The organism is Inquilinus sp. OTU3971, assembly GCF_038440215.1.
The window spans coordinates 1-24,528 of sequence record NZ_JASATH010000080.1 but is presented as its reverse complement, the minus strand read 5'-3'; the positions used below and the strand labels follow the sequence as shown (position 1 = coordinate 24,528).

Annotated in this window: 28 protein-coding genes; 14 read left to right on the top strand and 14 right to left on the bottom strand. The window is 70.1% G+C overall.

The features are described from left to right. Window positions 1-50 precede the first annotated feature (50 nt). The 11 genes from AAHM41_RS20295 to otsA all read left to right on the top strand — a co-directional run bounded on the left by AAHM41_RS20295 (window position 51) and on the right by otsA (window position 6,881). Window positions 51-215 (top strand): hypothetical protein, encoded by a 165-nt coding sequence (locus AAHM41_RS20295; protein ID WP_342238393.1) that lies wholly within the window; start codon window positions 51-53, stop codon window positions 213-215. A gap of 20 nt (window positions 216-235) precedes the next feature. Continuing rightward, on the top strand, window positions 236-904 hold the full coding sequence (pspA, locus tag AAHM41_RS20290) for a phage shock protein PspA (RefSeq protein WP_342238392.1): 669 nt from the start codon (window positions 236-238) through the stop codon (window positions 902-904). 57 nt (window positions 905-961) lie between these two features. Next, window positions 962-1,195, top strand: a complete 234-nt coding sequence (gene pspB, locus AAHM41_RS20285; RefSeq protein WP_342238391.1) for an envelope stress response membrane protein PspB — start codon at window positions 962-964, stop codon at window positions 1,193-1,195. Continuing rightward, window positions 1,192-1,593 carry an envelope stress response membrane protein PspC gene (gene pspC / locus AAHM41_RS20280; protein WP_342238390.1) on the top strand — a complete coding sequence of 134 codons (402 nt, stop codon included), beginning with the start codon at window positions 1,192-1,194 and terminating at the stop codon, window positions 1,591-1,593. Before pspB ends, pspC begins: the two co-directional genes overlap by 4 nt. Before the next feature lie 35 nt (window positions 1,594-1,628). Beyond that, a complete protein-coding gene (locus tag AAHM41_RS20275; protein WP_342238389.1) occupies window positions 1,629-1,994 on the top strand; it encodes a DUF4870 family protein in 366 nt (121 codons plus the stop codon). Window positions 1,995-2,038: 44 nt separating this feature from the next. After that, a complete protein-coding gene (locus AAHM41_RS20270) occupies window positions 2,039-2,698 on the top strand; it encodes a hypothetical protein (RefSeq protein ID WP_342238388.1) in 660 nt (219 codons plus the stop codon). 77 nt (window positions 2,699-2,775) lie between these two features. Further along, window positions 2,776-3,783 carry an alpha/beta hydrolase family protein gene (locus AAHM41_RS20265; protein ID WP_342238387.1) on the top strand — a complete coding sequence of 336 codons (1,008 nt, stop codon included), beginning with the start codon at window positions 2,776-2,778 and terminating at the stop codon, window positions 3,781-3,783. A 77-nt stretch (window positions 3,784-3,860) separates the two neighbouring features. Then, entirely contained in the window at window positions 3,861-4,217 is a 357-nt protein-coding gene (locus AAHM41_RS20260) for an addiction module toxin RelE (RefSeq protein WP_342238386.1), read from the top strand. Next, the gene (locus AAHM41_RS20255) at window positions 4,214-4,555 is read left to right on the top strand and encodes a helix-turn-helix domain-containing protein (RefSeq protein ID WP_342238385.1); all 342 of its coding nucleotides are present in this window, start codon (window positions 4,214-4,216) and stop codon (window positions 4,553-4,555) included. The genes AAHM41_RS20260 and AAHM41_RS20255 overlap by 4 nt, the downstream gene beginning before the upstream one ends. Window positions 4,556-4,742: 187 nt before the next feature. Then, entirely contained in the window at window positions 4,743-5,495 is a 753-nt protein-coding gene (gene otsB, locus AAHM41_RS20250; RefSeq protein WP_342238384.1) for a trehalose-phosphatase, read from the top strand. Window positions 5,496-5,510: 15 nt separating this feature from the next. Beyond that, window positions 5,511-6,881 (top strand): alpha,alpha-trehalose-phosphate synthase (UDP-forming), encoded by a 1,371-nt coding sequence (gene otsA, locus AAHM41_RS20245; RefSeq protein WP_342238383.1) that lies wholly within the window; start codon window positions 5,511-5,513, stop codon window positions 6,879-6,881. Here the strand turns inward: otsA and AAHM41_RS20240 are convergent. The 5 genes from AAHM41_RS20240 to AAHM41_RS20220 all read right to left on the bottom strand — a co-directional run bounded on the left by AAHM41_RS20240 (window position 6,878) and on the right by AAHM41_RS20220 (window position 13,669). Next, window positions 6,878-7,912: an ABC transporter permease gene (locus AAHM41_RS20240; RefSeq protein WP_342238382.1), complete on the bottom strand. Its 1,035-nt coding sequence runs from the start codon at window positions 7,910-7,912 to the stop codon at window positions 6,878-6,880. The genes otsA and AAHM41_RS20240 overlap by 4 nt on opposite strands. A 199-nt stretch (window positions 7,913-8,111) precedes the next feature. Beyond that, window positions 8,112-9,170: a sugar ABC transporter substrate-binding protein gene (locus AAHM41_RS20235; protein WP_342238381.1), complete on the bottom strand. Its 1,059-nt coding sequence runs from the start codon at window positions 9,168-9,170 to the stop codon at window positions 8,112-8,114. 27 nt (window positions 9,171-9,197) lie between these two features. Next, window positions 9,198-9,980: an ATP-binding cassette domain-containing protein gene (locus AAHM41_RS20230; protein ID WP_342238380.1), complete on the bottom strand. Its 783-nt coding sequence runs from the start codon at window positions 9,978-9,980 to the stop codon at window positions 9,198-9,200. Beyond that, window positions 9,977-11,209 (bottom strand): ROK family transcriptional regulator, encoded by a 1,233-nt coding sequence (locus AAHM41_RS20225; RefSeq protein WP_342238379.1) that lies wholly within the window; start codon window positions 11,207-11,209, stop codon window positions 9,977-9,979. Before AAHM41_RS20225 ends, AAHM41_RS20230 begins: the two co-directional genes overlap by 4 nt. Window positions 11,210-11,485: 276 nt before the next feature. After that, the gene (locus tag AAHM41_RS20220; RefSeq protein WP_342238378.1) at window positions 11,486-13,669 is read right to left on the bottom strand and encodes a malate synthase G; all 2,184 of its coding nucleotides are present in this window, start codon (window positions 13,667-13,669) and stop codon (window positions 11,486-11,488) included. Between the two features lie 199 nt (window positions 13,670-13,868). Between AAHM41_RS20220 and AAHM41_RS20215 the strand changes: the two genes are divergently transcribed. Further along, complete coding sequence (locus AAHM41_RS20215) at window positions 13,869-14,693, top strand: IclR family transcriptional regulator (RefSeq protein ID WP_342238377.1); 825 nt, start codon at window positions 13,869-13,871, stop codon at window positions 14,691-14,693. A 1-nt stretch (window position 14,694) separates the two neighbouring features. On the opposite strand, the gene AAHM41_RS20210 is transcribed toward AAHM41_RS20215, so the two are convergent. The 7 genes from AAHM41_RS20210 to AAHM41_RS20180 form a co-directional block, all read right to left on the bottom strand. Then, a complete protein-coding gene (locus AAHM41_RS20210; protein WP_225773564.1) occupies window positions 14,695-14,904 on the bottom strand; it encodes a cold-shock protein in 210 nt (69 codons plus the stop codon). Between the two features lie 367 nt (window positions 14,905-15,271). Then, window positions 15,272-16,216: a hypothetical protein gene (locus AAHM41_RS20205; protein WP_342238376.1), complete on the bottom strand. Its 945-nt coding sequence runs from the start codon at window positions 16,214-16,216 to the stop codon at window positions 15,272-15,274. A 15-nt stretch (window positions 16,217-16,231) separates the two neighbouring features. Continuing rightward, on the bottom strand, window positions 16,232-17,236 hold the full coding sequence (locus AAHM41_RS20200) for a Csu type fimbrial protein (RefSeq protein WP_342238375.1): 1,005 nt from the start codon (window positions 17,234-17,236) through the stop codon (window positions 16,232-16,234). A gap of 18 nt (window positions 17,237-17,254) precedes the next feature. Next, on the bottom strand, window positions 17,255-17,812 hold the full coding sequence (locus AAHM41_RS20195; RefSeq protein ID WP_342238374.1) for a Csu type fimbrial protein: 558 nt from the start codon (window positions 17,810-17,812) through the stop codon (window positions 17,255-17,257). A 14-nt stretch (window positions 17,813-17,826) separates the two neighbouring features. Beyond that, window positions 17,827-20,271: a fimbria/pilus outer membrane usher protein gene (locus AAHM41_RS20190; RefSeq protein WP_342238373.1), complete on the bottom strand. Its 2,445-nt coding sequence runs from the start codon at window positions 20,269-20,271 to the stop codon at window positions 17,827-17,829. Beyond that, window positions 20,234-20,956: a fimbrial biogenesis chaperone gene (locus tag AAHM41_RS20185; protein ID WP_342238372.1), complete on the bottom strand. Its 723-nt coding sequence runs from the start codon at window positions 20,954-20,956 to the stop codon at window positions 20,234-20,236. The genes AAHM41_RS20190 and AAHM41_RS20185 overlap by 38 nt, the downstream gene beginning before the upstream one ends. A gap of 23 nt (window positions 20,957-20,979) precedes the next feature. Then, window positions 20,980-21,528: a Csu type fimbrial protein gene (locus AAHM41_RS20180; RefSeq protein WP_342238371.1), complete on the bottom strand. Its 549-nt coding sequence runs from the start codon at window positions 21,526-21,528 to the stop codon at window positions 20,980-20,982. Window positions 21,529-22,028: 500 nt separating this feature from the next. Between AAHM41_RS20180 and AAHM41_RS20175 the strand changes: the two genes are divergently transcribed. Both AAHM41_RS20175 and AAHM41_RS20170 read left to right on the top strand, forming a co-directional pair. Further along, window positions 22,029-22,625, top strand: a complete 597-nt coding sequence (locus AAHM41_RS20175; RefSeq protein WP_342238370.1) for a UdgX family uracil-DNA binding protein — start codon at window positions 22,029-22,031, stop codon at window positions 22,623-22,625. Between the two features lie 45 nt (window positions 22,626-22,670). Further along, window positions 22,671-22,880: a dodecin gene (locus AAHM41_RS20170; protein ID WP_342238369.1), complete on the top strand. Its 210-nt coding sequence runs from the start codon at window positions 22,671-22,673 to the stop codon at window positions 22,878-22,880. Window positions 22,881-22,901: 21 nt separating this feature from the next. Here the strand turns inward: AAHM41_RS20170 and pseG are convergent, their stop codons facing one another. Together pseG and AAHM41_RS20160 are read right to left on the bottom strand one after the other, a co-directional pair. Further along, window positions 22,902-23,951, bottom strand: a complete 1,050-nt coding sequence (gene pseG / locus AAHM41_RS20165) for a UDP-2,4-diacetamido-2,4,6-trideoxy-beta-L-altropyranose hydrolase (protein ID WP_342238368.1) — start codon at window positions 23,949-23,951, stop codon at window positions 22,902-22,904. Beyond that, window positions 23,935-24,258 (bottom strand): cupin domain-containing protein, encoded by a 324-nt coding sequence (locus tag AAHM41_RS20160; RefSeq protein WP_342238367.1) that lies wholly within the window; start codon window positions 24,256-24,258, stop codon window positions 23,935-23,937. The genes pseG and AAHM41_RS20160 overlap by 17 nt, the downstream gene beginning before the upstream one ends. Window positions 24,259-24,528: the final 270 nt, after the last annotated feature.

The window sequence follows — 24,528 nt, the reverse complement described above, 5'->3', positions numbered from 1 at the left end:
CTTGCAGCCTTGGGGACGACCCGAACGCATCGGGGCTCGAGGAGGACCATATGAGCTACGGCTTCGACCCGACCGGCACCCGCACCCGACGCAGCGCCGGGACCGCCGACTGGCGCCGCACGGGCGAGCGCCTGCTGGCCTGGATCACCAGCCGGCCGGCCGAGAACTGGGTGTTCTTCGGCGCCGGCGTGCTGATCGCTTCCCTGTTCCTGTAGGATCAAAAGAGGACCGTGTGATGGGTATCTTTTCCCGCCTTGGCGACATCATCAATTCCAACCTCAACGCCATGCTCGACCGCGCCGAGGATCCCGAGAAGATCGTCCGGCTGATCGTGCAGGAGATGGAGGACACGCTGGTCGAGGTGCGCGCCGCGGCCGCCCGCTCGATCGCCGAGAAGAAGGACATCCTGCGCAAGGTCGACCAGCTCGAGGCGGCGCAGGCCGAATGGCAGCGCAAGGCCGAGCTGGCGGTCGAGAAGGGCCGCGAGGACCTGGCCAAGGGCGCGCTGGTGGCCAAGGCGCAGGCCGCGACCGCGGCCGAGCTGCTGCGCCGCGAGCTGGACACGATCGAGGCGGCGCTGGCCAAGACCAACGAGGATCTCGGCCGGCTCGAGGCCAAGCTGACCGAGGCCAAGAACAAGCAGAAATCCTTCGCCATCCGGCACGACGCGGCGCGCGACCAGATCCGCATCCGCACCCAGCTGCATGACGGTCGGATCGACGAGGCGCTGTCCCGCTACGAGCAGATCGAGCGCAAGATCGACACGCTGGAGGGCCAGGTCGAATCCTTCGACCTCGGCCGGCGCAAGACGCTGCAGGACGAGTTCGCGGATCTCGAGGCCGAGAGCGGCGTCGAGAAGGAGCTGCAGGCGATCAAGGCCCGCCTCGGGCGCACCGGCGGCTGATCGGTTTCGTCAAACCGGCCCGGCGGGCAACGCCGGGCCGCAGACGCAAGGACGACCATGTTTCACGCCTTCTTCTTCGTCCCGGTCATCATCTTCCTGGTGATCGTGGCGCCGATCTGGCTGGTGCTGCACTACGTCACCCGCTGGCGATCATCCCGGACGCTGTCGCGCGAGGATGAGCGCATGCTGGTCGACCTGTGGGAAAGCGCCAAGCGCATGGAGCTCAGGATCCAGACGCTCGAGAAGATCCTCGACGCCGAGGCACCGCAGTGGCGGAGGCCGACGCCGTGACCGACCGCTTCACCGAATCGCCGAACCCGCATCGCATCTACCGCGATCCGGACAATGGGGTGTTCCTCGGCGTCTGCGCCGGGATCGCCGCCTATTTCGGAGTCTCGCCCGGCAAGGTCCGCTTCGGCACCGTCGTCCTGGGGTTCATCTTCTTCCCGCATGTGCTGATCGCCTATCTGGCGGCGGCCGTGTTCCTGAAGCGCCGGCCGCGGCTGTTGTACCGCAGCCCGGACGAGGAGGTGTTCTGGCGCTCGGTCTCGGTCCAGCCGGCCGACACCTTCTCCGCCATCCGCCACAACTTCCGCGAGCTGGAGCAGCGCCTGGCCGGGATGGAGCGCTACGTCACCTCCAGCGAATTCAAGCTGAACCGGGACTTCCGCGACCTCGAAGGTCGCTGAGCCTCCCGGACCCACCCTGAAGAAAGGAGCCAGCAATGGCCGCCTCCTACCGACCGGATTACGACATCGTCTCGCCGCGCGGCGCGCGCGGCAGCCTGAGCACGGTCGGCCATGTCGTCTACGCGATCTACGCCGTCTCGCTGTTCACCGCCCTGCCGATGCTGATCGGCGTGGTCATCGCCTATCTGGCCCGCGGCGACGCCCGCGGCACCGTGGGCTGGGACCACTTCACCTGGGCGATCCGCACCTTCTGGGCGTTCCTGCTGCTCGGCCTGCTGTTCGGCGCCCTGACCTGGGTGCTGGTCGGCTGGCCGCTCCTGGGCCTGCTGTGGCTGTGGACCGTGTACCGCGTCATCCGCGGCTGGCTGGCCGTCGCCAACCGCACGCCGCTGTACCGCTGAACCACGGCTGCGCCTATAGGCCGGCCGATCGAGGAGGGATCGTGATGGGTTCGTTGCAGACCTTGGCCTTCCTGGCGGGACTCGGCGCCGCCGATCCCTCCGCGGTGGATCTCGCCGCGCCGGTCGACCTCTCCGGGGTCGATGCGGTGGTGGTGACCGGCGGCGGCCTGTCCGTCGCCGCCACCACCGACCCCGGCCGGCCGCTGCTGGCGACGCTGGACGAGTCCGAGGATTGCGCCGCGACCCTGCGGGTCGAGGGCGGGGTCCTGACCGTCGATGTCCGCGAGCAGTCCTCGGTCTGGCCGCGCGACTGCCGGCCGTCGCTGTCGCTCAATCTCCGGCCCGGCGCCGACCTGGCGCTGCGGCCGGCGGCGGTCTCGGCCACGCTGAACGGCCGCTTCGGCGCCGTCGCGGTCGAGGCCCAGGCGGCCGAGCTGTCGCTGGCCGGCCAGGCCCGCACGCTCGACCTCTCGGCCAAGGCGCTGCAGGCGACGCTGCGCGCCGATGATCCGGGCCAGGCGATCCGCATCGAGGCCAAAGCCGCCGACCTCGACCTCGGCTTCCGCCGCGGCACGCCGGTCAGCTGGGACGTCGACGCGCGGGTGGCCGTGGTCGACAGCACCATCCCCGCCGCCGCCGGCCATCCGCCGCTGGTGTCGATCAAGGGCGAGTTCGTCCGCGCCCGCATCGGTTACGTCGACTGAGCCCGGCGCCCGCTCCACCGCCGAACATCTGAGAATTTGCATTTCGATGCGTGCCCAATGGGCGCGAAGGGGGAGTCATGAGGGTTTTGGCCTTGGTGCTGACGGGCGTTCTCCTGCTCGCCGCGGGACCAGCGGGGGCGGTCGGGTTTCAGAGCGCGACGGCGCCGGACCCGGACGACCGCCCGCTCGCCATCGGCATCTGGTACCCCAGCGACGCGGCGGTGCCGGATCGGCCGAACACCCCGGTCCGCCAGGCGCTGGCCCTGGACGGGAACATCCGGGGCGATCACCTGCCCCTCGTCGTCATCTCCCATGGCAGCGGCGGGTGGCTCGGCGGCCACGCCGATCTGGCGAGGACCCTGGCTGAAGCCGGCTTCGTGGTGGTCGCGGTCACCCACACCGGGAACAACTATCAGGACGACAGCTACCCGGCGGCGCGCCGGATGGTGGATCGGCCGCGCCATATCGCCCGCGTGCTCGACTACATGCTGGCGGATTGGTCCGGGCACGACCGTCTCGATCCCGCTCGGATCGGCATCTACGGCTTTTCGTACGGGGGATATACCGCTCTGGTTGCGATCGGCGGTACGCCCAGTCTGTCGTTGCTGATGCAGCATTGCCGGCAGGTCCCCGCTGAGTGGGTCTGCAAGAAAAGAGGGCCCGGCATATCCGAGGTGCCTCGGTCTGATGAGCTGCCTTCTCCTGTCTTTGTCCATGACCCGCGCATTCGCGCCGCGGTGATCTCGGCGCCGGGCCTGGGTTTTGCCTTCGACAAGGCGGCGCTGGCCTCCGTCACCGTGCCGGTCCAGCTATGGAACGGGATCGAGGACGACAGGGTGCCCGTGGCCACCAACGCGGAGGCGATCCGCCAAGCCCTGCCGATCCCGCCGGACATCCATCTGGTGGACGGTGCCGGCCATTTCGCCTTCCTGCAGCCATGCCCGCCGAAGCTCAAGGAACTCGAACCCGAGACCTGGGCGATGGTCTGCGTCGATGCCCCCGGCTTCGATCGGCCCGCCTTCCACCGGCAGCTCAATGGAGACATCGCGGCATTCTTTCGCGCGCAGCTCGGGGGTGATCGCTGACAATCGATCGCTCGGCGAGCTTCCGGCCGTCTCCCCGCTTTGCTTGATAAGGCTAACCCAATGGGTTAGCATTCGAGATGCGCAGCGTCGTCGAAACGCCGATTTTCACCCGTCGCGCCGACGCTCTGCTATCGCCCGAGGACCGCGCCGATCTGATCACGATCCTGGCGCTCACTCCGCGGGCCGGTGCCTTGATTCCGGGGCTTGGCGGCATCCGCAAGATGCGGTTCGCGCCTCGGGGCCGGGGCAAGAGTGGCGCGTTCCGGGTGATCTACTATCTGTTGGATGATGACACGCCGGTGCTCGCCCTGCTGCTGTACGGCAAGAACGAACAGGTCAACCCCTCTGCGGAGCAGCGCAGGGTCATGCTCCGTTTGATCGACACGTTGCAGGAGGCGCGGAGGCGCCGAGGCCATGGGAGAACCGACCGATGACGAAGCATAAGGGCAAGGCGGTCGACCTGGCCGACGAGCTGGTGGCTTCGCTGGAACAGGCCGTCGCCATCGTCAAGGGCGACATGGCGCCCGGCCGGGTCCACGAGCCGATCGCGGTTCCCGATGTCGACGTGCGGGCGGCGCGCCGCCGGCTCGGCATGAGTCAGCCGGCCTTCGCCGCCGCGTTTGGCGTCGCCCTGCCGACCCTGAGGAAATGGGAGCAGCGCGTCCGCCGGCCGGAGGGGCCGGCACGGGTTCTGCTGCGCGTGATTGAACGCGAGCCCGATGCCGTGCGGCGCGCCCTCGCAGGCGACAGGACATTTGATTCGCAGACATGAACTTGCGGGACCGATCGGCATCTTATCGGCCCGTTCCCTTGCAATAGCCGATCATCGTCCCTAAAACAGACAATAGACGCATGGCTCCGACCGGCCAGATCCGACGGCCGGTGTGTCTGTTGTCGTGTCCGGATCTGTTCCGGGTCGGCAATCTTTACGGAAAATTGACATGGAGATCTGACAGCGCATGACACCGCAGGCTATCGACTCGACTGCCTTCGCCGACGGTATTTCCGGCATGGCCTTGTTCTTCGACGTCGATGGCTGCCTGATCGACTTGGCCGAACGGCCCGAGGACGTGGTGGTGCCGCCCGGCCTGATCGGCGATCTCGAGCGGCTCTCCGCCCGGGTCGGCGGCGCGCTGGCCCTGGTCTCCGGCCGTGCCATCGCCGATCTCGACCGGCTGTTCGCGCCGCTCTCCCTGCCCGCCGCCGGGCAGCACGGGCTGGAATGGCGCGCCGCGCCCGCCGGGCCGGTCGAGCGCGTCCCGGTCGACCGCGCGGTGCTCGACCGGCTGGCCGAGTCCCTGACCGGATTCGCTGCCGGGAAGCTGGGCCTGCGGCTCGAGCCCAAGGGTGCCGCGGTGGCGATCCATTACCGCCAGGCGCCGGCCCTCGGCCCGGAGGTGATCGCCTTCGCCGACACGCTCCTGGCCGGAACCCCGGGCTGGCACGCTCTGGCCGGCAAGATGGTGGTCGAGCTCAAGCCCGACGGCGTCGACAAGGGCGCCGCGGTGGAGCGGTTCCTGGCGCTGCCGCCCTTCGCCGACCGCTTGCCGCTGGTGGCGGGCGACGACGTCACCGACGAGGATGCCTTCGCCGCAGCGCTGCGGCATGACGGCATCGCGCTGCAGGTCGGCGACAGGGAACCGACCGTGGCGAACCGGCGTTTGCCTGATCCCGCGGCGATGCGCGCCTGGATCGCGCACGCCTCCCGCTGACGAAAAGGGACCGGCATGGGCCGCCTGATCGTGGTCTCGAACCGCATCGCCCCGGTCGAGGAGGGCAAGGCGCCGCAGGGCGGCCTCGCCGTCGCCGTGCTGGCGGCGCTGAAGGAGGCCGGCGGCGTCTGGCTGGGCTGGAGCGGCAAACTGGTGAACGAGGCATCGCCGCAGCCGAGGCTGAAGCGCGCCGGGCCGCTGACCTATGCCATGCTCGACCTGACCCAGGCCGATTTCGACCTCTACTACAACGGCCACGCCAATTCGACGCTGTGGCCGGTGTTCCACTACCGCACCCAGCTGGTGCACTACACCCGCGCGGCGGAGGACGGCTACCGCCGGGTCAACGCCCAGTTCGCCGACGCCCTGATGCCGCTGCTGCGCCCCGGCGACCGGATCTGGGTGCATGACTACCAGCTGATCCCGCTCGGCCGGGCGCTGCGCGACCGCGGCGTCACCGCGCCGGTCGGATTCTTCCTGCACACGCCGTTCCCGACGCCGGAGGTGTTGCGCACCCTGCCGACATATGAGGCGCTGCTGCAGGACCTCGCCGCCTATGACGTGGTCGGGCTGCACACCGCGCGCGACCGCGACGCCCTGCTCGCCGCCTGGCACCGCGGCTGGCGCGAGACCCCCGACGGGCGGGTCGAGATCGACGGCCGCCGGATCGTGGTCGAGGCCTTCCCGATCTCGATCGAGACCGAGGAGATCGCGGCCGACGCCCCGGCCGCCTGGAACATGCGGTCGGCGCACCGGCTGCGCGACAGCCTGGTCGGGCGCGACCTGATCATCGGCGTCGACCGGCTCGACTACTCCAAGGGCCTGCCGCGCCGCTTCGAGGCGTTCCGCACGCTGCTGGAGCGCTGGCCGGACCGGCGCGGCCGGGTCAGCTACATGCAGATCGCGCCGCCGACCCGCAGCGACGTCGCCGAGTACCAGGAGATCCGGCACCAGCTGGAGAGCCTGGCCGGGGCGGTCAACGGCGAATTCGCCGACATCGACTGGGTGCCGCTGCGCTATCTGAACAAGAGCGTGCCGCGCAAGACGCTGCTGGGCTTCTACCGCTCGGCCAAGGTCGGGCTGGTGACGCCGATGCGCGACGGCATGAACCTGGTCGCCAAGGAGTATGTCGCGGCCCAGGACCCGGAGGATCCGGGCGTGCTGGTGCTGTCGGAATTCGCCGGCGCGGCGGAGGAGCTGGACGCGGCGCTGATCGTCAACCCGTTCGATGTCGAAGGCGTGGCCGAGGCGCTGGAGCGGGCCCTGATCATGCCGGTGGAGGAGCGGCGCGAGCGCCACGCCGCGATGATGCGGGTGCTGCGCGCCAACGACATCGGCCATTGGCGCCGCCGGTTCCTGGCAGCGCTGGAGGGCGCGGCCGCCTAGAGGTACCGCCTCCGGATCGAGGTCTTCAGCGTGTCCAGCAGCACCGCCGCCAGTACCAGGACGCCCTGGATCACCTGGGTGTAGTGCGGCGGCATGCCCATGACGTTGATCGCGGTCTGGATCGCGGCCAGCAGCAGCACGCCGGCGAAGACGCCGGACAGGCCGCCGACGCCGCCCTTCAGGCTGACGCCGCCGATCACCACCGCGGCGAAGGTCTGGAACAGCATGCCGAAGCCGAGATTGGCGGTGGCGCCGGCGGTGCGGGCGGCCAGGAGCCAGCCGGCGAAGGCGGCGAGGCCGCCGGCCAGGACGAAGGCGATCATCACCAGCCGATCGACCTTGATCCCGGCGCGGAACGGCGCCTGCGGGTTGCCGCCGATCATGGTCAGGTGCCGGCCGAACGGCGTCTTCCGCAGGATGAGGCCGAAGACGACGAACACCGCGATCAGGATCAGGCCCGGCACCGGAATGCCGAAGAGATTGCTGGTCGAGACCGCCCGGATCTCGGCGGGCAGGCCGAAGACCGACCGGCCGCCGGACGACGCCACCACCGCGCCGCGCAGGGCGATGAAGCCGGCCAGGGTGACGATGAAGGCGTTGATCTTGAACCGCACCACCAGCACGGCGTTGACCAGCCCGACGACGCACCCGACCAGGATCGCGCCGATCAGGGTGACCGGCACCACCAGCCAGGGCGGGTCCAGCGTCCAGCCCAGCCCGGCGCCGGCGGTGCCGAACAGCAGGGCCGTGATCATCGCCGCCAGCGCCATGGTCGATTCGATCGACAGGTCCATCTGCCCGGCGATGATCACCAGCGACAGCCCGACGGCGAGGACGCCGACGAAGGTCGACTGCTCCAGGATGTTGGTGAAGATCCCGGTCTGAAAGAAGCCCGGGATGGCCAGCGAGAAGATCGCCAGCACCACCAGCAGGATCAGCCAGACTAGGTTGTCGAGCAGCGGCTCGATCCAGGCGCGGCCGCGCCGGCCGTCGGTCGGGGAAGCGGGCTGGGCCATGGTGCGGTCCATCATCGGTCCTGTCTCTCTTCAGTCCCCCTCCCCTTGCGGGAGGAGGCAGGAGGAGGGGCTGCGCGCGTCCGCGCGCGAATGGGTCGGATCGCCCCTTCAGTCCTGACGGCCAAGGGCCGGGTCGGGCCGAGAGAACCCCCTCCCCCTATCCCCCTCCCGCGAGGGGAGGGGGGACTCGTTTTTCTCGGCCCAGCCCCGTGCGTCACTTCACCGGCTGCACCGGCGTGGCCGGCGGCTTCAGGTTGCCCCAGAAGCGCGGGTCGTCGACATTGACCTTGGTGATCGCGGCGCCCGGGATCTTCAGGTTCGGGCCCCAGGATTCGATCGTCAGCTCGGATTTCAGCCCCAGCACGTCATAGGTGCCGGCCTTGAGCGGCTCCTTGGCCACGATCTTGTCGATGAACATCGCCAGCCCATAGGCCTGGGCGTAGAGCGGCTGCTCCACCTCGACCTGCTCCCAGCCCTTGCGGATCAGATCGAGGCCGACCGGCGCGCCGTTCGAGCTGACCAGCATGACGTCGCCCGGCTTCTTGCCCTTGGCCTCCAGGATGGCGGCCACCGGCACCGCCAGATGCGCGGCGTGGACGAAGATCAGGTCGATGTCCGGGTTGGTCAGCAGCTGGTCCGAGGCGATGTTGCCGGCGTTGGTCGCCTCCCATTGCAGCGCCGCCTGGGTGATGATCTTGACGTCCGGGAAGGCCTTCATCTTATCTTCGAAGCCCTTCTGGATATCGAGGGTGTAGCTGTCGCCCGGGTCGCCCAGGATCTGCAGCACCTTGCCCTTCACCGACCCGTAGCGCGTCTTCAGCAGGCCCTGGATCTGGTCGGCGGCGATCTCGCCGATCTCGACCGTGCCGGCGACCGAGGTCAGGTCGAACGGGGTGCTCTTGATCTGCCGGTCGAACACCAGCACCGGGATGCCGGCGGCCCTTGCCCGCTCCACGCCCGGCACCACCGAATCGAAATCGACCGCGGCCAGCACGATCGCCTTCGGCTTCAGCTTGATCACGTCGTCGATCTGGTTCAGCTGCAGGTCGGTGCGGTTCTGGGCGTCCAGCGACACCGTCTCGTAGCCGACCTGCTTCATCGTGCTGGTGATCACCGCCACCGATTCGGTCTGGAACTCGTCCAGCAGCGTCGGCACCAGGTAGTACACCTTGCCCTTGTCCTGGGCCAAGGCGCTGCCTGACGCCAGGGCCGCGCCCGCCAGCGCCGCGAGGGCGATCGCGGCCGCCCCCAGGGTCCGTCTCGCTATCCGCATGATGTTGCCTCCTCTGTTCTGGGTTTCTCAGGCGACGCGTTGCGTCACGTCGCCGGTGATCATCCGCACCACCTCCTCGGGGCTGCTCTCGGCCGTCGCCACGTCGCCGGTGATCCGGCCATGGCGCAGCACCACGATCCGGTCGGCCACCTGGAAGGCATGCGTCATGTTGTGGGTGATCAGGATCACGGCGACGCCCTGGGCGCGCACCCGCGCGATCATCTCCAGCCCCCGCCGCGTCTGCTCGACGCCGAGCGCCGCGAAGGGCTCGTCCAGCATCACCATCTTGCCGCCCCAATGGACGAAGCGGCTCAGCTCGATCGCCTGGCGCTGGCCGCCGGACAGATGCTCGACATTGGTGCGGACCGATGGGATGCGGGTGCCGGCCGCGCTCAAGGCCTGCTCGGTGATCGCCTGCATCTCGCGCTCGCGCAGCACCGGCACGCCCAGGATCTTCCGGGTCAGTTCGCGGCCCATGAAGAAATTGGCGACGACGTCGACATTCATGCACAGCGACAGGTCCTGGTAGACCGTCTCGATGCCGCGCGCCTTGGAATCGGCCGGGCTGGAGAAGTGGCACTCCTCGCCGTCGAACACCACCCGGCCCGCGGTCGGCTGCAGCCCGCCGGAGATGATCTTGACCAGGGTCGACTTGCCGGCGCCGTTGTCGCCCAAGAGGGCCAGCACCTCGCCGGCGCGGACGGTGAAGCTGGCGTCCGTCAGTGCCGTGATCGCGCCGAAGCGCATCTGGATGTGCTCCAGCCGCAGCAGCTCGCGGCCTCCGATCGCGGTTTGGGCAGTGTCGGTCATGCCCGTCCCTCCGTGGCGATGGCGATGGCGCGTCGTGCCGTCGGCGGTGCCGGCTCGGCCTCGGCGAAGAGCAGGCCGGAGCGCGGCGACAGCAGGCCGGAGATGGCCAGCACCGCCGCGCCGACCAGCGCGTTGTCGGCGCCGATCGCGGACAAGGCGAGGCGCGGATGGCTGCGGTCGCTGCGCCGGCTCACCGAAGGCAGCAGCGGCTCCAGCCGCGCGACGAGCCGGTGCAGGATCGGCTCGGGCATCTCCCCGCCCAGCACGACGCAGGCGGGGTCCAGCAGGTTCTCGATGGCGCAGACGGCGCGGCGCAGCGGCGGCACCGCCGCCTCGATCCACGCGTCGACGGCGGGGTGGTCCGGGGCTGCGGGATCGGCCGGGTCCAGCGCCACGCCGGCCTCTGCCAGCGCGGTGCGCAGCGCATGCACCGAGACATAGGTCTCGAGGCAGCCTTCATTGCCGCAGCTGCAGGCGCGGCCGCCGGGCACGATCGGCATATGGCCGAACTCGCCGGCATTGCCCCAGGCGCCCTGATGCACCTGGCCGTCGACCACAAGGCCGCCGCCCAGGCCGAAGCCGAAATGGATGTAGAAGAAATCGCGCAGGCTGCGGCCGAGCCCGAACATCGCCTCGCTCAGCGCCGCGGCCGGGGCGTCGCCGCCGACGAAGGCGGGCAGGCCGGTCAGCGCCTGCAGCCGATCCTCCACCGGCACGCCGGCCCAGCCGGCCAGGGTGGTGGGGCCGACGAAGCTCATCGCCTCGACGTCGAACGGGCCGGGCATGGCCAGGCCGACACCCAGCACCCGGCCCGGCGCCGCCTGGCGCAGCCGCGCCACCATCGCCGCCATGGCCGGCAGCGCCGTGTCGGGGGTGGCGGCGGGCAGGGCCGTCTGGGCCTGGTCGCGCACGGCGCCGGTCAGGTCCAGCAGCAGGCCGCGCAGGCGGTCATGCATCAGCTGCAGCCCGACGGCGAAACCGCCATCCGGGTCGATCGCCAGCTCGATCGCCGGCTGGCCCGGCCGCTTCGGCGTCTCGCGCCGGGCGGTCAGCAGGCCCATCTCCTCGAACTCGCGGATGATGTTGCTGATGGTCTGCGGGCTCAGCGCGACCAGCCGGGCGATCTCGGCGCGCGAGATCGGCCCGTGCAGGCGCACCGCCTCCAGCACGATGCGCCGGTTGTACGGCCGTCCGAGATCCTGGTTCGTGCCCTTGAGCCGCGTTGCCATGCAGCCTCCCGACCCGGAGCGTGATCCCGGCTGGGGAATTCGTCAAACGGTTTTATGAATTCTGGCAAGTCTATCCGGATCGGATCCCCCACAGGGTGCATATGCAACGCTGTGGCGCATCCGATCGGCCGAACTGACGTGCGGCCGGCTGTCGGGCACTGTCTGGAGTCGCCGCTGTTGGACCCCACCTGAGCAGCGGAACTGGTCTCGGGCACGAGATCGGGAGCCGGCGGCGAGACGCCCCCAAGAAGCTGCCTCGCCGCCGGTGCCCTTCGTTCAGCCTGCCGCGGCGGCCTTCGCCTCGCGGCGGCGGCGGTGCAGGATCGGCTCGGTGTAGCCATTGGGCTGGTCCAGGCCCAGCAGCACCAGGTCCAGCGCCGCCTGGAAGGCGATGCTGCGGTCGAAATCCGGCGCCATCGGCCGGTACAGCGGGTCGCCGGAATTCTGGCCGTCGACCACCTTCGCCATGCGCCGCATCGTCTCGCGCACCTGCGCTTCCGTGCACAGCCCGTGCTTCAGCCAGTTGGCGATGTGCTGGGACGAGATGCGCAGGGTGGCGCGGTCCTCCATCAGCCCGACATCGTTGATGTCCGGCACCTTGGAGCAACCGATGCCCTGGTCGATCCAGCGCACGACATAGCCCAGGATACCCTGGGCGTTGTTGTCCAGCTCGCGCTGCACCTGCTCCGCCGCCAGGTTGCGGCCGCCGAGCAACGGCGGGGTCAGGATCGCGTCCAGCTTCGCCTTCGGGCGGGATCTCAGCTCCTCCTGCCGCGCCGCCACGTCGACCGCGTGGTAGTGCGTCGCATGCAGCACCGCCGCGGTCGGCGACGGCACCCAGGCGGTGTTGGCCCCGGCGCGGGGATGGCCGATCTTGACCTGCAGCATCTCGGCCATGGCGTCGGGCTTGGCCCACATGCCCTTGCCGATCTGCGCCCGGCCCTTCAGCCCGGCGGCCAGGCCCTGGTCGACATTGTTGTCCTCATAGGCCGAGAGCCAGGCGGCGTCCTTGATGTCGCCCTTCGGCAGCACCGGGCCCGCCAGCATGCTGGTGTGGATCTCGTCGCCGGTGCGGTCGAGGAAGCCGGTGTTGATGAAGACCAGGCGGTGCCGCACCGCGCGCATCGATTCCCTGAGATTGACGGTCGTCCGCCGCTCCTCGTCCATCACGCCGACCTTCAGCGTGTGGCGCGGCAGGCCCAGCGCATCCTCGACCCGGCCGAACAGCGTGTCGGTCAGCGCCGCCTCGTCCGGCCCGTGCATCTTCGGCTTGACGATGTAGACGCTGCCGGCCCGGCTGTTGCGCGGGCCGGCGGTCTTCTGCAGGTCGTGGATGGCGCAGAATGCGGTGACCAGGGCGTCGAGGAAGCCTTCCGGCACCTCGTTGCCGTCCTGGTCCAGCACCGCGTCGGTGGTCATCAGATGGCCGACATTGCGCACCAGCATCAGGCTGCGGCCCGGCAGGGTCAGCGTGCCGCCGCCGACGGCCGTGTACGTCCGGTCGTCCGCCAGCCGGCGGGTCAGGCTCTTGCCGGCCTTGACGAAGGTCTCGGCCAGGTCGCCCTTCATCAGCCCCAGCCAGTTGCGGTAGACCGCGACCTTGTCCTCGGCGTCCACCGCCGCGACCGAATCCTCGCAGTCCTGGATGGTGGTGATCGCCGCCTCCAGCACCACGTCCTTGACGCCCGAAGGGTTGTCGGCGCCGATCGGGTGCGACCGGTCGATCTGCAGCTCGACATGCAGGTTGTGATTGCGGAACAGCAGGCGGCGCTTGCCGTCCTCGCCGGCATAGCCGACGAACTGCTCGGGATGCGCGAGGGTGGTGGTCGAGCCGTCGTCGAGCGCGATCTCCAACGTCGCGGTCGCGCCGGTGGTCAGCTGGTACTCGGCGACCTTGCCGTGGCTCCCCGCGGCCAGCGGGATGGCGGTGTCCAGGATCTTTGCCGCCTCGGCGAACACGGCCTGACCGCGCTGGCGGTTGAAGCCGGCGCCGGGCGCCAGGTCGCCGGTCTGCGGGATCGCGTCGGTGCCGTAGAGGGCGTCGTACAGGCTGCCCCAGCGGGCATTGGCGGCGTTCAGGGCGAAGCGCCCATTCATCACCGGCACCACCAGCTGCGGCCCGGCGATGGTGGCGATCTCCGGGTCGACATTGGCGGTGTCGATGGTGAAGTCCGGCCCTTCCCCGCGCAGATAGCCGATGCCGGCCAGGAAGGCGCGGTATTCGGCCGGGTCGAAGCTCTGGCCGCGGCGCTCCTGGTGCCAGGAATCGATCTGCTGCTGCAGCCGGTCGCGTTCCGCCAGCAGCGCCCGGTTGACCGGGCCGAGTTCCGCCACGATCGCGGCGAAATGGCGCCAGACAGCGTCCGGGTCGACGCCGGTGCCGGGGGCGATCTCGCGCTCGACCAGATCCGCCAGGGACGAGGCCACCCTCAGGGTGTGCCGGGAAACGTAGGAGGTCATGTGCAGCGCCGTGGTTGGAGGGCCATGCTATCCGGCTAGTCGAACGGCCGCGGGCGGTCCAGCGTGCCGCAAGAAGTTTCCCGCGATGCGGAAACCGCCGCGCCGGTGCTATGAACAATCTACAGGGTTTGGCGGGACGCCGTCCCGAGCCTTGGACGGGCGGCGTCCCGCCGCGCACGGCCTCAGGTCGGATGGAGTCATGAGAGAGAGGCGATCGGCGCCGGCCAGGGTGGAGGGCGCCCCCAGGTCGGGCAGCGTGCAGTCGGTGGAGCGGGCGCTGTCGCTGCTCGAGGCCCTGGGCGAGGACGAGGAGGGCACGCGGCTGACCGACCTGGCGCTGCGTACCGGCCTGTCGCCTTCGACCGTGCACCGCCTGCTGACGACGCTGGAGCAGCGGCGCTTCGTGCAGTTCGACCCGTCGGACGGGATGTGGCACATGGGCCGCCAGGCCTTCGCCGTCGGCGCCGCCTTCGTGCGGCAGCGCAACTTCGTCGCCCCGGCCCTGCCGTTCCTGCGCCGGCTGCGCGACCAGACGCGGGAGACCGCCAATCTCGGCGTCGCCGACGACGGCGAGATGGTGTGCCTGACCCAGGTCGAGAGCCGCGAGATCATGCGCGCCATCACCCGGGTCGGCGGCCGGGCGCCGATGGCCTCCTCCGGCATGGGCAAGGCGATCCTGTCGACCTATTCCGAGGCCGATGTGGCGGCGGTGGTCGCCCGGCACGGCCTGCCGCGGCTGACGCCACAGTCGCTGACCGGCGGCGCCGGCCTGGCGGCGGAGCTGGCCCGGGTGCGGGCGCACGGCTATGCGGTCGACGACGAGGAGTTCGTCACCGGGCTGCGCTGCGTCGCCGCCGTGGTCCATGACGCGCAGGGCGAAGCGCTGTGTGCGATCTCGGTCTCCGGCCTCGCCACCCGGCTGACCGCGGAACGGGCGGCGGCGCTGGGCCCGCTGCTGCGCGACACCGCGCGCGAACTGACCCGCACCCTGGGCGGGCATGCGCCCGACCAGGGTGCGGATTGAGTCAGACGGCCTTCAGATTCTCGGCCGACGATTTGTTGCGGCGCGGGTCCATCTGCTCCTCATAGGAGATCCGCTGGCCTTCATTGAGGCCGCGCAGCCCGGCGCGCTCGACGGCGGAGATGTGGACGAACACGTCCGGCCCGCCGCCTTCCGGCTGAATGAACCCGAAGCCCTTGGTGCTGTTGAACCATTTCACGGTGCCGATCGGCATCGCTCGCCTCCCAGGATAGATGGCGCCGCGCCACAGCGCGCGACGCGTCAGTCGGTCCCCGCGAAGGCAACGATCCATGACCGCGGATGCGGTCGGCCGGCCATCCGAACCGGAGTGACCACCCATGATGGAGCGGGTTTCGTCGCGATGGCAAGTAGATGATGAGATGGTCTCGGCGTCCGGTCCCTGTGCTCGGCGTCGCCGCTCCCGCTTCGATGGGCCGGCCGCAGGGGTCGGATCATGCGGGGACCTTCGCTATCGACGCGTCATGAATAGCCTGAAGCGGATGAGTTCTGCATCGGTGCAGAGATGCGCCGATGAGAATTTATGGATAGACGGCCAAGTCTGTCCGATGCTCGACCAGCCGTCAGGCTGAAGCCCCGCCGGATCCTCCCAGCAGGCCACCGATCGACGCCTTGAGCCCGCCGAGGAAGCGCTCGACGATGGCAATGGACGGGCCGGCGATCTCGACGTTGATCCGGCGCTTGTCGGCCGGGTCGACGCTCTTGCGCAGGTAGCTCTTCTTCGCCAGCTCGTCGATCCGGCGGACGGTGGTGGAATAGGGCGCGTCGATCAGCCCGCACAGCTCGCTGACCGACACGCCGCCCCGCCCGGCCAGCCGGCTGCGGTGCAGGTACATCAGGATCTGGACGTATTCGACGCTGACGAACTCGTCGCCCAGCGCGCCGGCGAGCAACTTGATGATGGCGAGCGAGACGTCGATCAGGGCGACCGGGCTGTCGGTCATGGTGGCACCTCCGTCGCCGGGATGGGGCAGATCGGCCGGGTCCTCGCGATGCAGGCTCAGCATTTCCGCATGCTGGGCCACGATGTCGTGGCTGAGGTCGGCCATGCGGTCGAGGGTGGAATCGAGCCGGCCGATCTTCCGCCGGAAGCCGGCCAGGAAGGCGAGGTTGCGCCGGATCAGCATGCGGATGGCGGCGTCGCCGAGGCCGTCGTCGTAGACGACGTGGCCGATCAGGTCGAAGGCCAGGTCGCTGGCGGACAAGAGGTCGCGACCGGCGACGACGACCAGCTTGCGCGCGCCGCGCAGCGGGCCGAGGATTCGGCGCGCCAAGGCGACGTCCACCGGCCTGGGCAGCGAGCTGAAATAGATCACGACCAGATCCGGCTCGAGCGAGCGGATCTGCGGCAGGTGATCGCCGGCGATCGGCAGCTCGAACAGGTCGGCGAACGGCCGGATCTCGCCGCGCACGAGGTCGAGGTCCTGCGGCCGGGTGCCGTACAGGACCGCGAGCTTGAGCCTGCATTTCGCCGCTGTGCCGGCAGCGCCGTCGTGATGGTCGCCCATGAAGCCTCCCATCCGTCAGAAGGTCGCGGTGACGACGACGAGGTCGGTGTAGGTGCCGGCGGCGGGGGCCACCGCCAGCGGCGTGGCCAGCTGGCCGCAGACCTGATGGTTGTTGATCGCGCTGACGATGGTGCCGGTGCCGGCCAGCGGCGAGGCCGTGGTCCAGGCGATGTTGCAGCCCGGCTGGAACAGTGCGTAGGCGAGGTAGTCGGTGCCCTTGCGCATCCGCCGGGTGCCGCCGCTGACGTTCTGGCCGTCGCCGATGGTGATGCTGTAGGGCGTCTGGTAGGTGCAGCGGATGCCGACATTGCCGAACTGCCGCACCCCGGCCGAGCTGGCCTGTGCCGCCGCGACCGAGCCCCAGGAGCCGAAATCGATGTCCTGGAAGTTCTCGAACTGGCAGTTCTTGGGCACGATCGAGGTGACGGTGAAGCTGGTGGTGATCGTGCTCGTCGGATTGGCCAGCCCGGCCTCACAGCTCGCATTGCCGGAGTTGAACAGGTACTTGGTGATGAGTTGGTAGGTATCGGTGTAGGTGCCGGGCCGGACGCGGTCCTGCTGCTGCCGGTCGAGATAGGTCAGGGTCAGTGTGTTGGTGCCGTTGATATTCGTCGTGGTGCCGCCGCCGACGACGTACAGCTTGATGCCGCCGGTCGACACGCTGCCACCGCCGTCCCGGGCGTAGCGGCGGTTGAACTGCTCCCGCATCTCCCAGGCGAGGCGGGAATCGGTGTCGCGGGTCTGATAGAAGGCGTAGTCGTTCGGGCCGATCTGGCTGCTGCTGGCAACCCGGATATAGGTGCACAGCCTGACGTCGGTGAAGGGGGTCCGGGACGAGCAGTTGTAGCTGATCTGGCCGGTGGCCGATGCCGACGCGTTCGGGACGATGTCCACTGTGGTCGTCCCGAAATTGCTGATGCTGGTGACCCGGCAGGTCTGGGCCTGGCTGGCGGCAGGTGCCAGCAGCAGGGCGAGCGCGGCGAGCGGGGCGAGAAGAAGCAGGCGGAACGGCGAGGTCATCGGACGGGCTTCCGGCGGTCAATAGGCGACGGTGAGGCGGACCGTGGCGCGGTCGCCGACGGGGGCGCCGGCCGCGGGTGTGATGCGCCCGTACAGCGGGACGGTGACGGGGTTGCCGGTGCCGCGGCCGGGGACGGTGTCGATGCCGGGCCGGTCGCCCCAGACGCTCCGGCGGCCGGGGTCGCTGTACAGCCGGAAGGGGATGGCGGGCGCGCCGCCGCCGGCATCGAGGGCCAGGAGATAGGGCAGGCCGGCGGAGCACTCGATGGCGACACTGCCGGTGCCGTCGATCGTCCGGCCGGCGGGTGCCGGGCCTGGGAAGGTCACAAGCGCGTCGCGGTCGACGCTGCAGGCGGTCTGGATCGTGATCGCGATGCGCAGCGCCGAAATGCCGGCGACGCGGGGGCCGGCGGTTCCGGGCGCGTTGTCGCCGGGCAGCGAGCCGAAGCCGACGCTCGGCCCCGGCCCGCCCGCCGGGGCCTCCTGGGCCCGGGCCGGCGGCAGCCATGCCCAGCTGGCCGCGAGGACCAGGGCGATCGCGAGGCCGGCCGGGGCGACGAGATGCGAGGAGCGCATGGGATCCTCCGGTCTCAGCTGCATGGGACGGGTCCGATCTCGGGCTGGGCGCCCGGGACGGCCTGGTAGTCGAAACCGGCGCGGCAGGTGCCGGCGGCCTCGGGCAGGGTGACGGTGACGCCGTTGCGGCCGGACAGGCCGGTCAGGTAGGTGCGACCGTCATAGCCGGTGACGGTGGCCTGGTCGGTGCCGTCGAGCTGGACCACCGCCCCGACCGGCAGCGGCTTGCCGTCCGGCCCGGTCAGGCTGACCACGGCGGCGTCCACCTTCCTCACCCCGAAATCGACCACCGCGCCGGAACGGTCGGCCGGCACCACCACGGTCTGGGTCGCATCCGGCTGCAGGTCGAGCGCCAGATTGGCCGGATCGATGGCGATCGTGTTGTTCTGGTACGACTGCAGATACGGCACGAAGGCGCGGCCGCCGGAATTGGTGGTGGCGACCCGGCGGTTGTTGAGCGAGACCTCGACATTCGGCCCGCCGGCCTTGACCACGGCGAAGGCGTCGTCGACCCGATTGGCCAGGAACACGCCACCACCGGCGGCGACGATCGAGCCCTCGACCGTGCCGGTGACCCGGCCCATGTCGCCCGATTGCTCGAGCGAGCCGGCGAGATAGGCGACGGCGGTGCGGTAGTTGACCGAGGCGGCGCGGTTGCCGGTGCCGTCGACCGTCTCCTGGTCGCGGACGGACCAGCCGAGCGAGCCTTCCTCGAGCCGGGCGGATTTGGTCAGGCTGGTGTCGAAGCTGGTGCGGTTGCCGGTGCGCGAGACATTGGCCGAGCCGGTCATGTCGCCGCCGAGCGGGATGGTGACGCCGGCGAAGACGCCGTAGTTACTGCGGTCGTCGAAATCGCCGTAGCCGGTGACATAGACCGAGACGTCGTCGAACACGGTGCGCGACCAGGAGGCGGTCAGGATCGAGCTGTCGCCGTCCTCGCCGGCGCCGCGGATGCGGGAGAAGCCGAGGCTGAGCGAGGACGGGTCGAAGCCGAGCGGGAAGGACAGGCCGGTGCGCAGGATCTCCCGGGCACGGGACGAGATCGGGGCGTCGTTGCCGTGGCGGCGGTCGACCACCAGGCCGACATCGTTGTAGTCGCCGATCATGCGGTCGGCCCCGGCGTAGAAGGACCAGCCGAGGCGCGAGACCTGGTAGAAGGCCGAGACCTTGCCGCCGGTCTCGTCGCCGTCCCTGGCGCCGTACTGGCTGGCGGCGGCCGAGGCGTTGACGGCGCCGTAGGGGCCGAAGCTGGTGACGATGCCGGCGCCGCCGTTGAACAGGCCGCGGGTGGCCTCGGCATGGCCTTCGAGCGTCATCCAGTCGGTGAGGCCGTAGCGGATGCTGGCCGAGCCGGCGAGGCTGCGGTCGTATTTGAACGAGCTGTCGCCGTAGCCGAGGCGGACGAAGCCGAGCTCGACCGAGAAGTCGAAATAGTCCTGGCGCAGCATGTCCGGCGCGAAGAAGTAGGAGCGCTGGGTGACGACCTCGCGGCCGAGCGCGTCCTTCATGACGATGCGGGCGTCGCCGCCGCCGCCGAGGAAGGGCAGGCCGGTGAAATCGAAGGGCCCGGCCGGGACCTCGCCGGAGAACACCCGGATGTTGTTCAGGTAGAGGTCGAGGGTCGAGGGCACCGAGGCGGTGCCGGCCAGGTTCGGCACCGGGGTGGTGACCAGGTCCGGGCGGATGTCGAAGTTGCGTTTGAACTGCAGGCCGCCGAAGCGGTAGGACGAGGACCAGGACAGCGCGCCGGAGATGCTGTCGCCGGCCTGATAGACCAGCAGGTTCTCCGGATCGGTGTAGCGCCAGGCGCTGTCCAGGCGGATGAAGCCGTTGCTCTCGTCGTCGAAATTGTCGAAGTCGTTGACCCGGGCCAGCGCCGTGGTCGAGCCGATGCCATAGGGCGTCAGGATGCGCGCGTCGAAGCTGCCGCTGAGCGTGCTGGTGCTGCCGTCGTTGCCCCAGTCGTACTGCGACGTGCCGTACAGCGTGTAGTTCATCAGGAAGCCGAGATCCGAGCGCACCGCGGACAGGTCGACCGGCCGGCTGCCGGAGCCGACATCGACGCTGGTCGGCACCCGGGCGTCGTCGGGGGCGGTGAACACCACCACCTGCTTCGGCTCGTCATAGCGCCAGGTGACGCCGGCCAGGCTGTCGAGCGGGATCAGCCCGGCGGCGTCGACGGTGCCGATCCCGGGCCTGATGCCGGCGGTCTGCAGGTCGCCCGGCGTGGCCGCCAGCCGGCCGTCCGGCAGGCGCCTGAAGGTGGCGAGCGTGCCGGTCGACCGGTCGTTGACGATGACGCCCAGCAGCAGGTCCTGGCTCGGCTCCGCTCCGTCGGGGGGCGGCACCTCCTGGGCGATCGCCGGCGCTGCCCCGGCGACGCCGAGGGCGATGAGCAGGCACCAGGAGGCGACGCGCCATTTAACGGCCGGCGACCGTCGCCGTCTGGTTGACTGCATAATCGTCCCCCTTGGCGGTGATGCTGACGCTGCTGCCCGGCTGGATGCGCTGGGCCCCGGCGCTGGCGGTCCAGCGCTTTGTGCTGCCCGGCAGGACATAGCCGTTCAGGCCCTGGCCGAAGGCGACCTGGCCGGCGGGCGAGGCGACCGTCAGGTTGGCGATCTTGGCGTGGCGGCTGCCGGTGTTGGTGGCCTCGACCACCAGGCTGCCGCCGTCGCGGCGGACGTCCCAGCGCAGCTCGGCGCCGGCGGCGCGGTCGGCGAAGAACACCGGGATCGAGTAGCGGATGACGAGGTTCACGGCGTCCGCCGGCCGGCGGACATTGACCTCGGGCAGCTCGTCGATCAGCAGGCGGTAGGTCGCCTCGCCGCTGGTCACCGGTGCGGCGGTGCGGGCGACGCGGATGGTGTAGGTCGTGCCCGGCTGCAGCGATGCGGCCGGCGGGCTGGCGACGACGTCGGTGGCGGGGGCCAGCTGGTCCTCGCCGCCGGCCTGCGTCCATTTGTAGAAGCGGACCTGGACGTTGACCGGCCGGTCGCCATTGTTGCGGAGATTGACGGCAGACGCCTGGGCCGGCGCGGTCAGGTCGACGGAGACGGGCGACACCTGGAGGGATGCCGCCCGGCCGTCGGTTGCGAAGACCAGCCCAGGAACGACCGCGAGAAGCGCGAGAAACCGGCGCATCCTGGGTGTCCTCGGGTTGGCGGTCAGTAGGTGACGGTGATGGTGACGGTGTCGTTGTAGACGCCGGCCGAGGGGGTGGCCTGCGGCGGGACGCGGCCGAACACCTGGGTGCTCTGGACGGTGCCGTCGGCGGTCTTGGAGACGACATTGCCGCCGGCGCCGGTGGTATTGCCCCAGACGGTGGTCCGGGCCGAGTCCTGGTACAGCTGGTAGGAGACGAACTCGGTGCCGTTCTTCATCCGGCGGGTGTTGACGTCGCCGGGCGAGGACGGGTTCAGGCCGGCGTTGAGGCCGATCTGGTAGGCGGTGCCGTTGGTGCACTGGACCTGGACCGAGCCGGTGCCGCTGGTCGCGGTCTGGCCGTCCACATTGGCGTTCAGCACGCCGTGGCTGCCGAAGTCGAGCACGGCGTCGCCGGCACCGCTGCCGCCGCTGCCGGCATTGACCTGGCATTCCTTGGTGATGGTGATCTTGACCTGCAGGTTGCCGGTCGCCGTCGCGGCGTCCGCCACAGTCGAGAACCCTGCCGCGGCCAGCGCCGCCGCGGCGAGGATCGGGGTAACAGCCTTCATCATCCTCTCCAAAACCATGTTATGAGGCCGGGCTTCTCAATTGCCCGGTTCAGCCCGCACCCCTTCCCCCGGCCACCGCTGGCCTGCCGGCGAATCGTGCGCTCTGATGCATGTGCCAAACGCGGTTCCCGTCCCCCGAGGACCGTGTTTGAACTGATTTGTATCAAATTTTAGATAATTTAAATTAACTCGGGCAAGAGCAATCTTTCCCATTTTTGAGAGGATCGGTCCGGTGGCCTATCCTGAGGATTGAAATCTGAGGCAATCAGGGAGATATGGCGCGCCGACGGCTTGGGTGCCGCGCCGGCGACGCTGGGTGATTGTCTGGGGCGACGCGGTCGGGATGGTGCTGTTCGCGGTCACTGGGGCGGAACGGGCGTGGATGCAGGGGCGTCGGCGGTCCCGGTGATCGCGCTCGGCGGCATCACCCGCGACGTCATCATTGGCCAGGTCACGATGATCGCCCGGAACCGGCGCTCCGCCGCGACCATTCTCCAGGCATGGAATCCTTGGAGTCCGTCGCGGCGGAGGCGCTGGGCTGCACCCGCTGCCCGCTGTACAAGGCGGCGACGCAGACCGTGTTCGGCGAAGGCCCGGCCGACGCCCTCGTGGTCTTCGTCGGCGAGCAGCCGGGCGATCAGGAGGACCAGCAGGGCCGGCCCTTCGTCGGACCGGCCGGGCGGATCTTCGACCAGGCGCTGGCCGAGGCCGGCATCCCGCGCGACCGCGCCTACATCACCAACGCGGTCAAGCACTTCAAATTCGCACCGCGCGGCAAGCGCCGCCTGCACAAGCGCCCGAACACCTTCGAGATCGACCGCTGCAAATGGTGGCTCGACCGCGAGTTGGCGCTGATCCGGCCGCGCCTGACCGTGGCCCTCGGCGCCACCGCCGCGCGGGCCCTGTCGGGGCGGCCGCTCGCGATCGGCAAGACCCGCGGCCGGTTGTTCGACCTGGCGCCGGAGCTGCCGGGCCTGGTCACGGTGCATCCGTCATCGCTGCTGCGGGTGCCGGACCCCGGGGCGCGACGGCTGGCTTATGCCGCCTTCCTGAAGGATTTGGCTGTCGTCGCCGATGCGCTCACACTTTCCCGGTGAACCGGCGGCAGCCACGTCCGCCCGGGCTGAAGGAGGAGAACGACCATGGGCCATACCTACGCCATCACCGAACTGGCCGGCACGTCCGAGAAGGGCATCGAGGATGCAATCCACGGCGCCGTCGCCACCGCGTCGAAGACCCTGCGCAACCTCGACTGGTTCGAGGTGAAGGAGATCCGCGGCCACCTCAAGGACGGCAAGGTGGAGAAGTACCAGGTCGTGCTGCGCCTCGGCTTCCGCTACGACGAGAAATAGCACCCGCCGTCGGAGGGGTTGTCAGGCCAACCCCTCCAGCAGCGCCGCCGCGACCCGCCCGGCGCCGAGCCCGTCGCACAGCGCGGCGGAGGCGCGGGACAGGCGGCGCAGTTCGTCCGTGTCGCCGAGGAAGGCCGCAATCGCCGCCCGCAGCGCGGCATCGCCGAGCGCCGCCGCGTCGCCGGCCAGGGCGACGCTGCCGGATACGGCCAGGGCCTGCGCCGTCGGCCGCTGGTTGTCGGCCAGGATGACCGCCAGCGTCGGCAGGCCGAGGCAGCAGCGTTCCCACGAGCTGCTGCCCATCGCCCCGATCGCCGCATCCGCCTCCAGCATCGCTCGCGCCATGTCCTCGAGCCCGACATGGCAGCGGAAGCGCGGGTCGGCGGCGGCGATGGCCCGGACCCGGTCGATGCTGGGCGCAACCGGCCCCAGCACCACCTCGGCGCGGGCGAAATCCGGGATCGTCGCCAGGGCGGCGCAGACCCGGCCGGTGATGCCGCCGACATCGGTCAGGCCGAGCGACACCAGGATCGTCTCAGGCCGCCCCATCTCCCGGCGCCGTGCCAGCGCCGCCGGCCGCAATGCGGGAAAATCCGGGCGCAGCAGGGCGTGGTCGAGGCCGATCAGCCGCCGGCAGCCGGGCGGCAGCAGCCCGTCATAGCCGGCCAGGTCGGTGCCGAAATTCTGATTGAGCAGCAGGTCGCAATGGTGCGGCGCCGCGGCCAGATCGTCGATCACCAGCAGGCGGCGCGCGGCAACGGCGAAGGCCCGCTCCTCCGGCGCCGTCCAGCGATAGAGGTCGCAGACCGCCGCGTCGGCGCCGTCCGGCCAGGCCGCGCGGACCGCCGCCACCGCCGCCTCGGGGGCCGGCCCGACCACGCGGCAGGCGATCCCGGCCAGGGCCGGCAGCACCGCCGCGGCCTCGTCGTTCACCAGGAACAGGCAGTCCGCGCCGCGATCGGCCAGGGCCCGGGCCAGGGTCAGGCAGCGCATCGCATGGCCGCCGCCGATCGCACCCGACGCCTCCAGCCGGAAGGCTATGCGGGGGCCCCTCTCAGACCGTCCAGCCATCGAGCGCGCCCGGCCGCTTGATCTCGATCTCGACGAAGGCGATCGGGTGCGGCGAGCCGTTCATCACGTCGTGGCGGATGCCGGCGGGGCGCATATAGGCTTGGCCCTCGGCCAGCGGCACCGCGCTCTCGGCCTCGCCGTTGTGGATCCGCAGCGTGCCGGCGCGCAGCATGATGACGAAATAGGGGAAGCCGTGCTGGTGCCAGCCGGTCGCGGCGCCGGGCTCGAAGTCCCAGCGCGTGATCCGGACGGTGTCGTCATCCTGCTGCACGGTCGGCGTCGCCCGCGGCGCGTCGTGGAAGGCCATGATTCTCATTGCTCCGACTTGACCGGCGCTCACAGTGCGGGCTGGGGCGGCCGGGGGCAAGCGGCAGGCGGCCCGTCGTTGTCAGCTCCGGGCAGAGGGGCTAGACAGGCCGAAACGCAGGAGGGGGCGAACGATGCGGGGATGGATTCGGGCGGTTGCGTTGGCGACGGCCGTCACGGCGGGGTCGGCCGGCCCTGCCGTGGCCGAGACGGTGTCGGTGCTGACGCCCTATCTCTCCGCCGTCGCCACCGGCGAGATGGTCGAGACCTT

Bases quoted from the DNA above. Each gene is read 5' to 3' on its own strand.
- otsB (WP_342238384.1), top strand. From the start codon at position 4,743: ATGACACCGCAGGCTATCGACTCGACTGCCTTCGCCGACGGTATTTCC.
- AAHM41_RS20185 (WP_342238372.1), bottom strand. From the start codon at position 20,956: ATGCGCCGGTTTCTCGCGCTTCTCGCGGTCGTTCCTGGGCTGGTCTTC.
- pspA (WP_342238392.1), top strand. From the start codon at position 236: ATGGGTATCTTTTCCCGCCTTGGCGACATCATCAATTCCAACCTCAAC.
- AAHM41_RS20170 (WP_342238369.1), top strand. From the start codon at position 22,671: ATGGGCCATACCTACGCCATCACCGAACTGGCCGGCACGTCCGAGAAG.
- AAHM41_RS20180 (WP_342238371.1), bottom strand. From the start codon at position 21,528: ATGAAGGCTGTTACCCCGATCCTCGCCGCGGCGGCGCTGGCCGCGGCA.
- AAHM41_RS20205 (WP_342238376.1), bottom strand. From the start codon at position 16,216: ATGGGCGACCATCACGACGGCGCTGCCGGCACAGCGGCGAAATGCAGG.
- AAHM41_RS20210 (WP_225773564.1), bottom strand. From the start codon at position 14,904: ATGCCGATCGGCACCGTGAAATGGTTCAACAGCACCAAGGGCTTCGGG.
- AAHM41_RS20275 (WP_342238389.1), top strand. From the start codon at position 1,629: ATGGCCGCCTCCTACCGACCGGATTACGACATCGTCTCGCCGCGCGGC.
- AAHM41_RS20270 (WP_342238388.1), top strand. From the start codon at position 2,039: ATGGGTTCGTTGCAGACCTTGGCCTTCCTGGCGGGACTCGGCGCCGCC.
- AAHM41_RS20200 (WP_342238375.1), bottom strand. From the start codon at position 17,236: ATGACCTCGCCGTTCCGCCTGCTTCTTCTCGCCCCGCTCGCCGCGCTC.
- AAHM41_RS20215 (WP_342238377.1), top strand. From the start codon at position 13,869: ATGAGAGAGAGGCGATCGGCGCCGGCCAGGGTGGAGGGCGCCCCCAGG.
- AAHM41_RS20265 (WP_342238387.1), top strand. From the start codon at position 2,776: ATGAGGGTTTTGGCCTTGGTGCTGACGGGCGTTCTCCTGCTCGCCGCG.
- AAHM41_RS20295 (WP_342238393.1), top strand. From the start codon at position 51: ATGAGCTACGGCTTCGACCCGACCGGCACCCGCACCCGACGCAGCGCC.
- AAHM41_RS20240 (WP_342238382.1), bottom strand. From the start codon at position 7,912: ATGATGGACCGCACCATGGCCCAGCCCGCTTCCCCGACCGACGGCCGG.
- AAHM41_RS20190 (WP_342238373.1), bottom strand. From the start codon at position 20,271: ATGCAGTCAACCAGACGGCGACGGTCGCCGGCCGTTAAATGGCGCGTC.
- AAHM41_RS20220 (WP_342238378.1), bottom strand. From the start codon at position 13,669: ATGACCTCCTACGTTTCCCGGCACACCCTGAGGGTGGCCTCGTCCCTG.
- AAHM41_RS20255 (WP_342238385.1), top strand. From the start codon at position 4,214: ATGACGAAGCATAAGGGCAAGGCGGTCGACCTGGCCGACGAGCTGGTG.
- pseG (WP_342238368.1), bottom strand. From the start codon at position 23,951: ATGGCTGGACGGTCTGAGAGGGGCCCCCGCATAGCCTTCCGGCTGGAG.
- AAHM41_RS20195 (WP_342238374.1), bottom strand. From the start codon at position 17,812: ATGCGCTCCTCGCATCTCGTCGCCCCGGCCGGCCTCGCGATCGCCCTG.
- pspB (WP_342238391.1), top strand. From the start codon at position 962: ATGTTTCACGCCTTCTTCTTCGTCCCGGTCATCATCTTCCTGGTGATC.
- otsA (WP_342238383.1), top strand. From the start codon at position 5,511: ATGGGCCGCCTGATCGTGGTCTCGAACCGCATCGCCCCGGTCGAGGAG.
- AAHM41_RS20225 (WP_342238379.1), bottom strand. From the start codon at position 11,209: ATGGCAACGCGGCTCAAGGGCACGAACCAGGATCTCGGACGGCCGTAC.
- AAHM41_RS20260 (WP_342238386.1), top strand. From the start codon at position 3,861: ATGCGCAGCGTCGTCGAAACGCCGATTTTCACCCGTCGCGCCGACGCT.
- AAHM41_RS20235 (WP_342238381.1), bottom strand. From the start codon at position 9,170: ATGCGGATAGCGAGACGGACCCTGGGGGCGGCCGCGATCGCCCTCGCG.
- AAHM41_RS20230 (WP_342238380.1), bottom strand. From the start codon at position 9,980: ATGACCGACACTGCCCAAACCGCGATCGGAGGCCGCGAGCTGCTGCGG.
- AAHM41_RS20175 (WP_342238370.1), top strand. From the start codon at position 22,029: ATGGAATCCTTGGAGTCCGTCGCGGCGGAGGCGCTGGGCTGCACCCGC.
- AAHM41_RS20160 (WP_342238367.1), bottom strand. From the start codon at position 24,258: ATGGCCTTCCACGACGCGCCGCGGGCGACGCCGACCGTGCAGCAGGAT.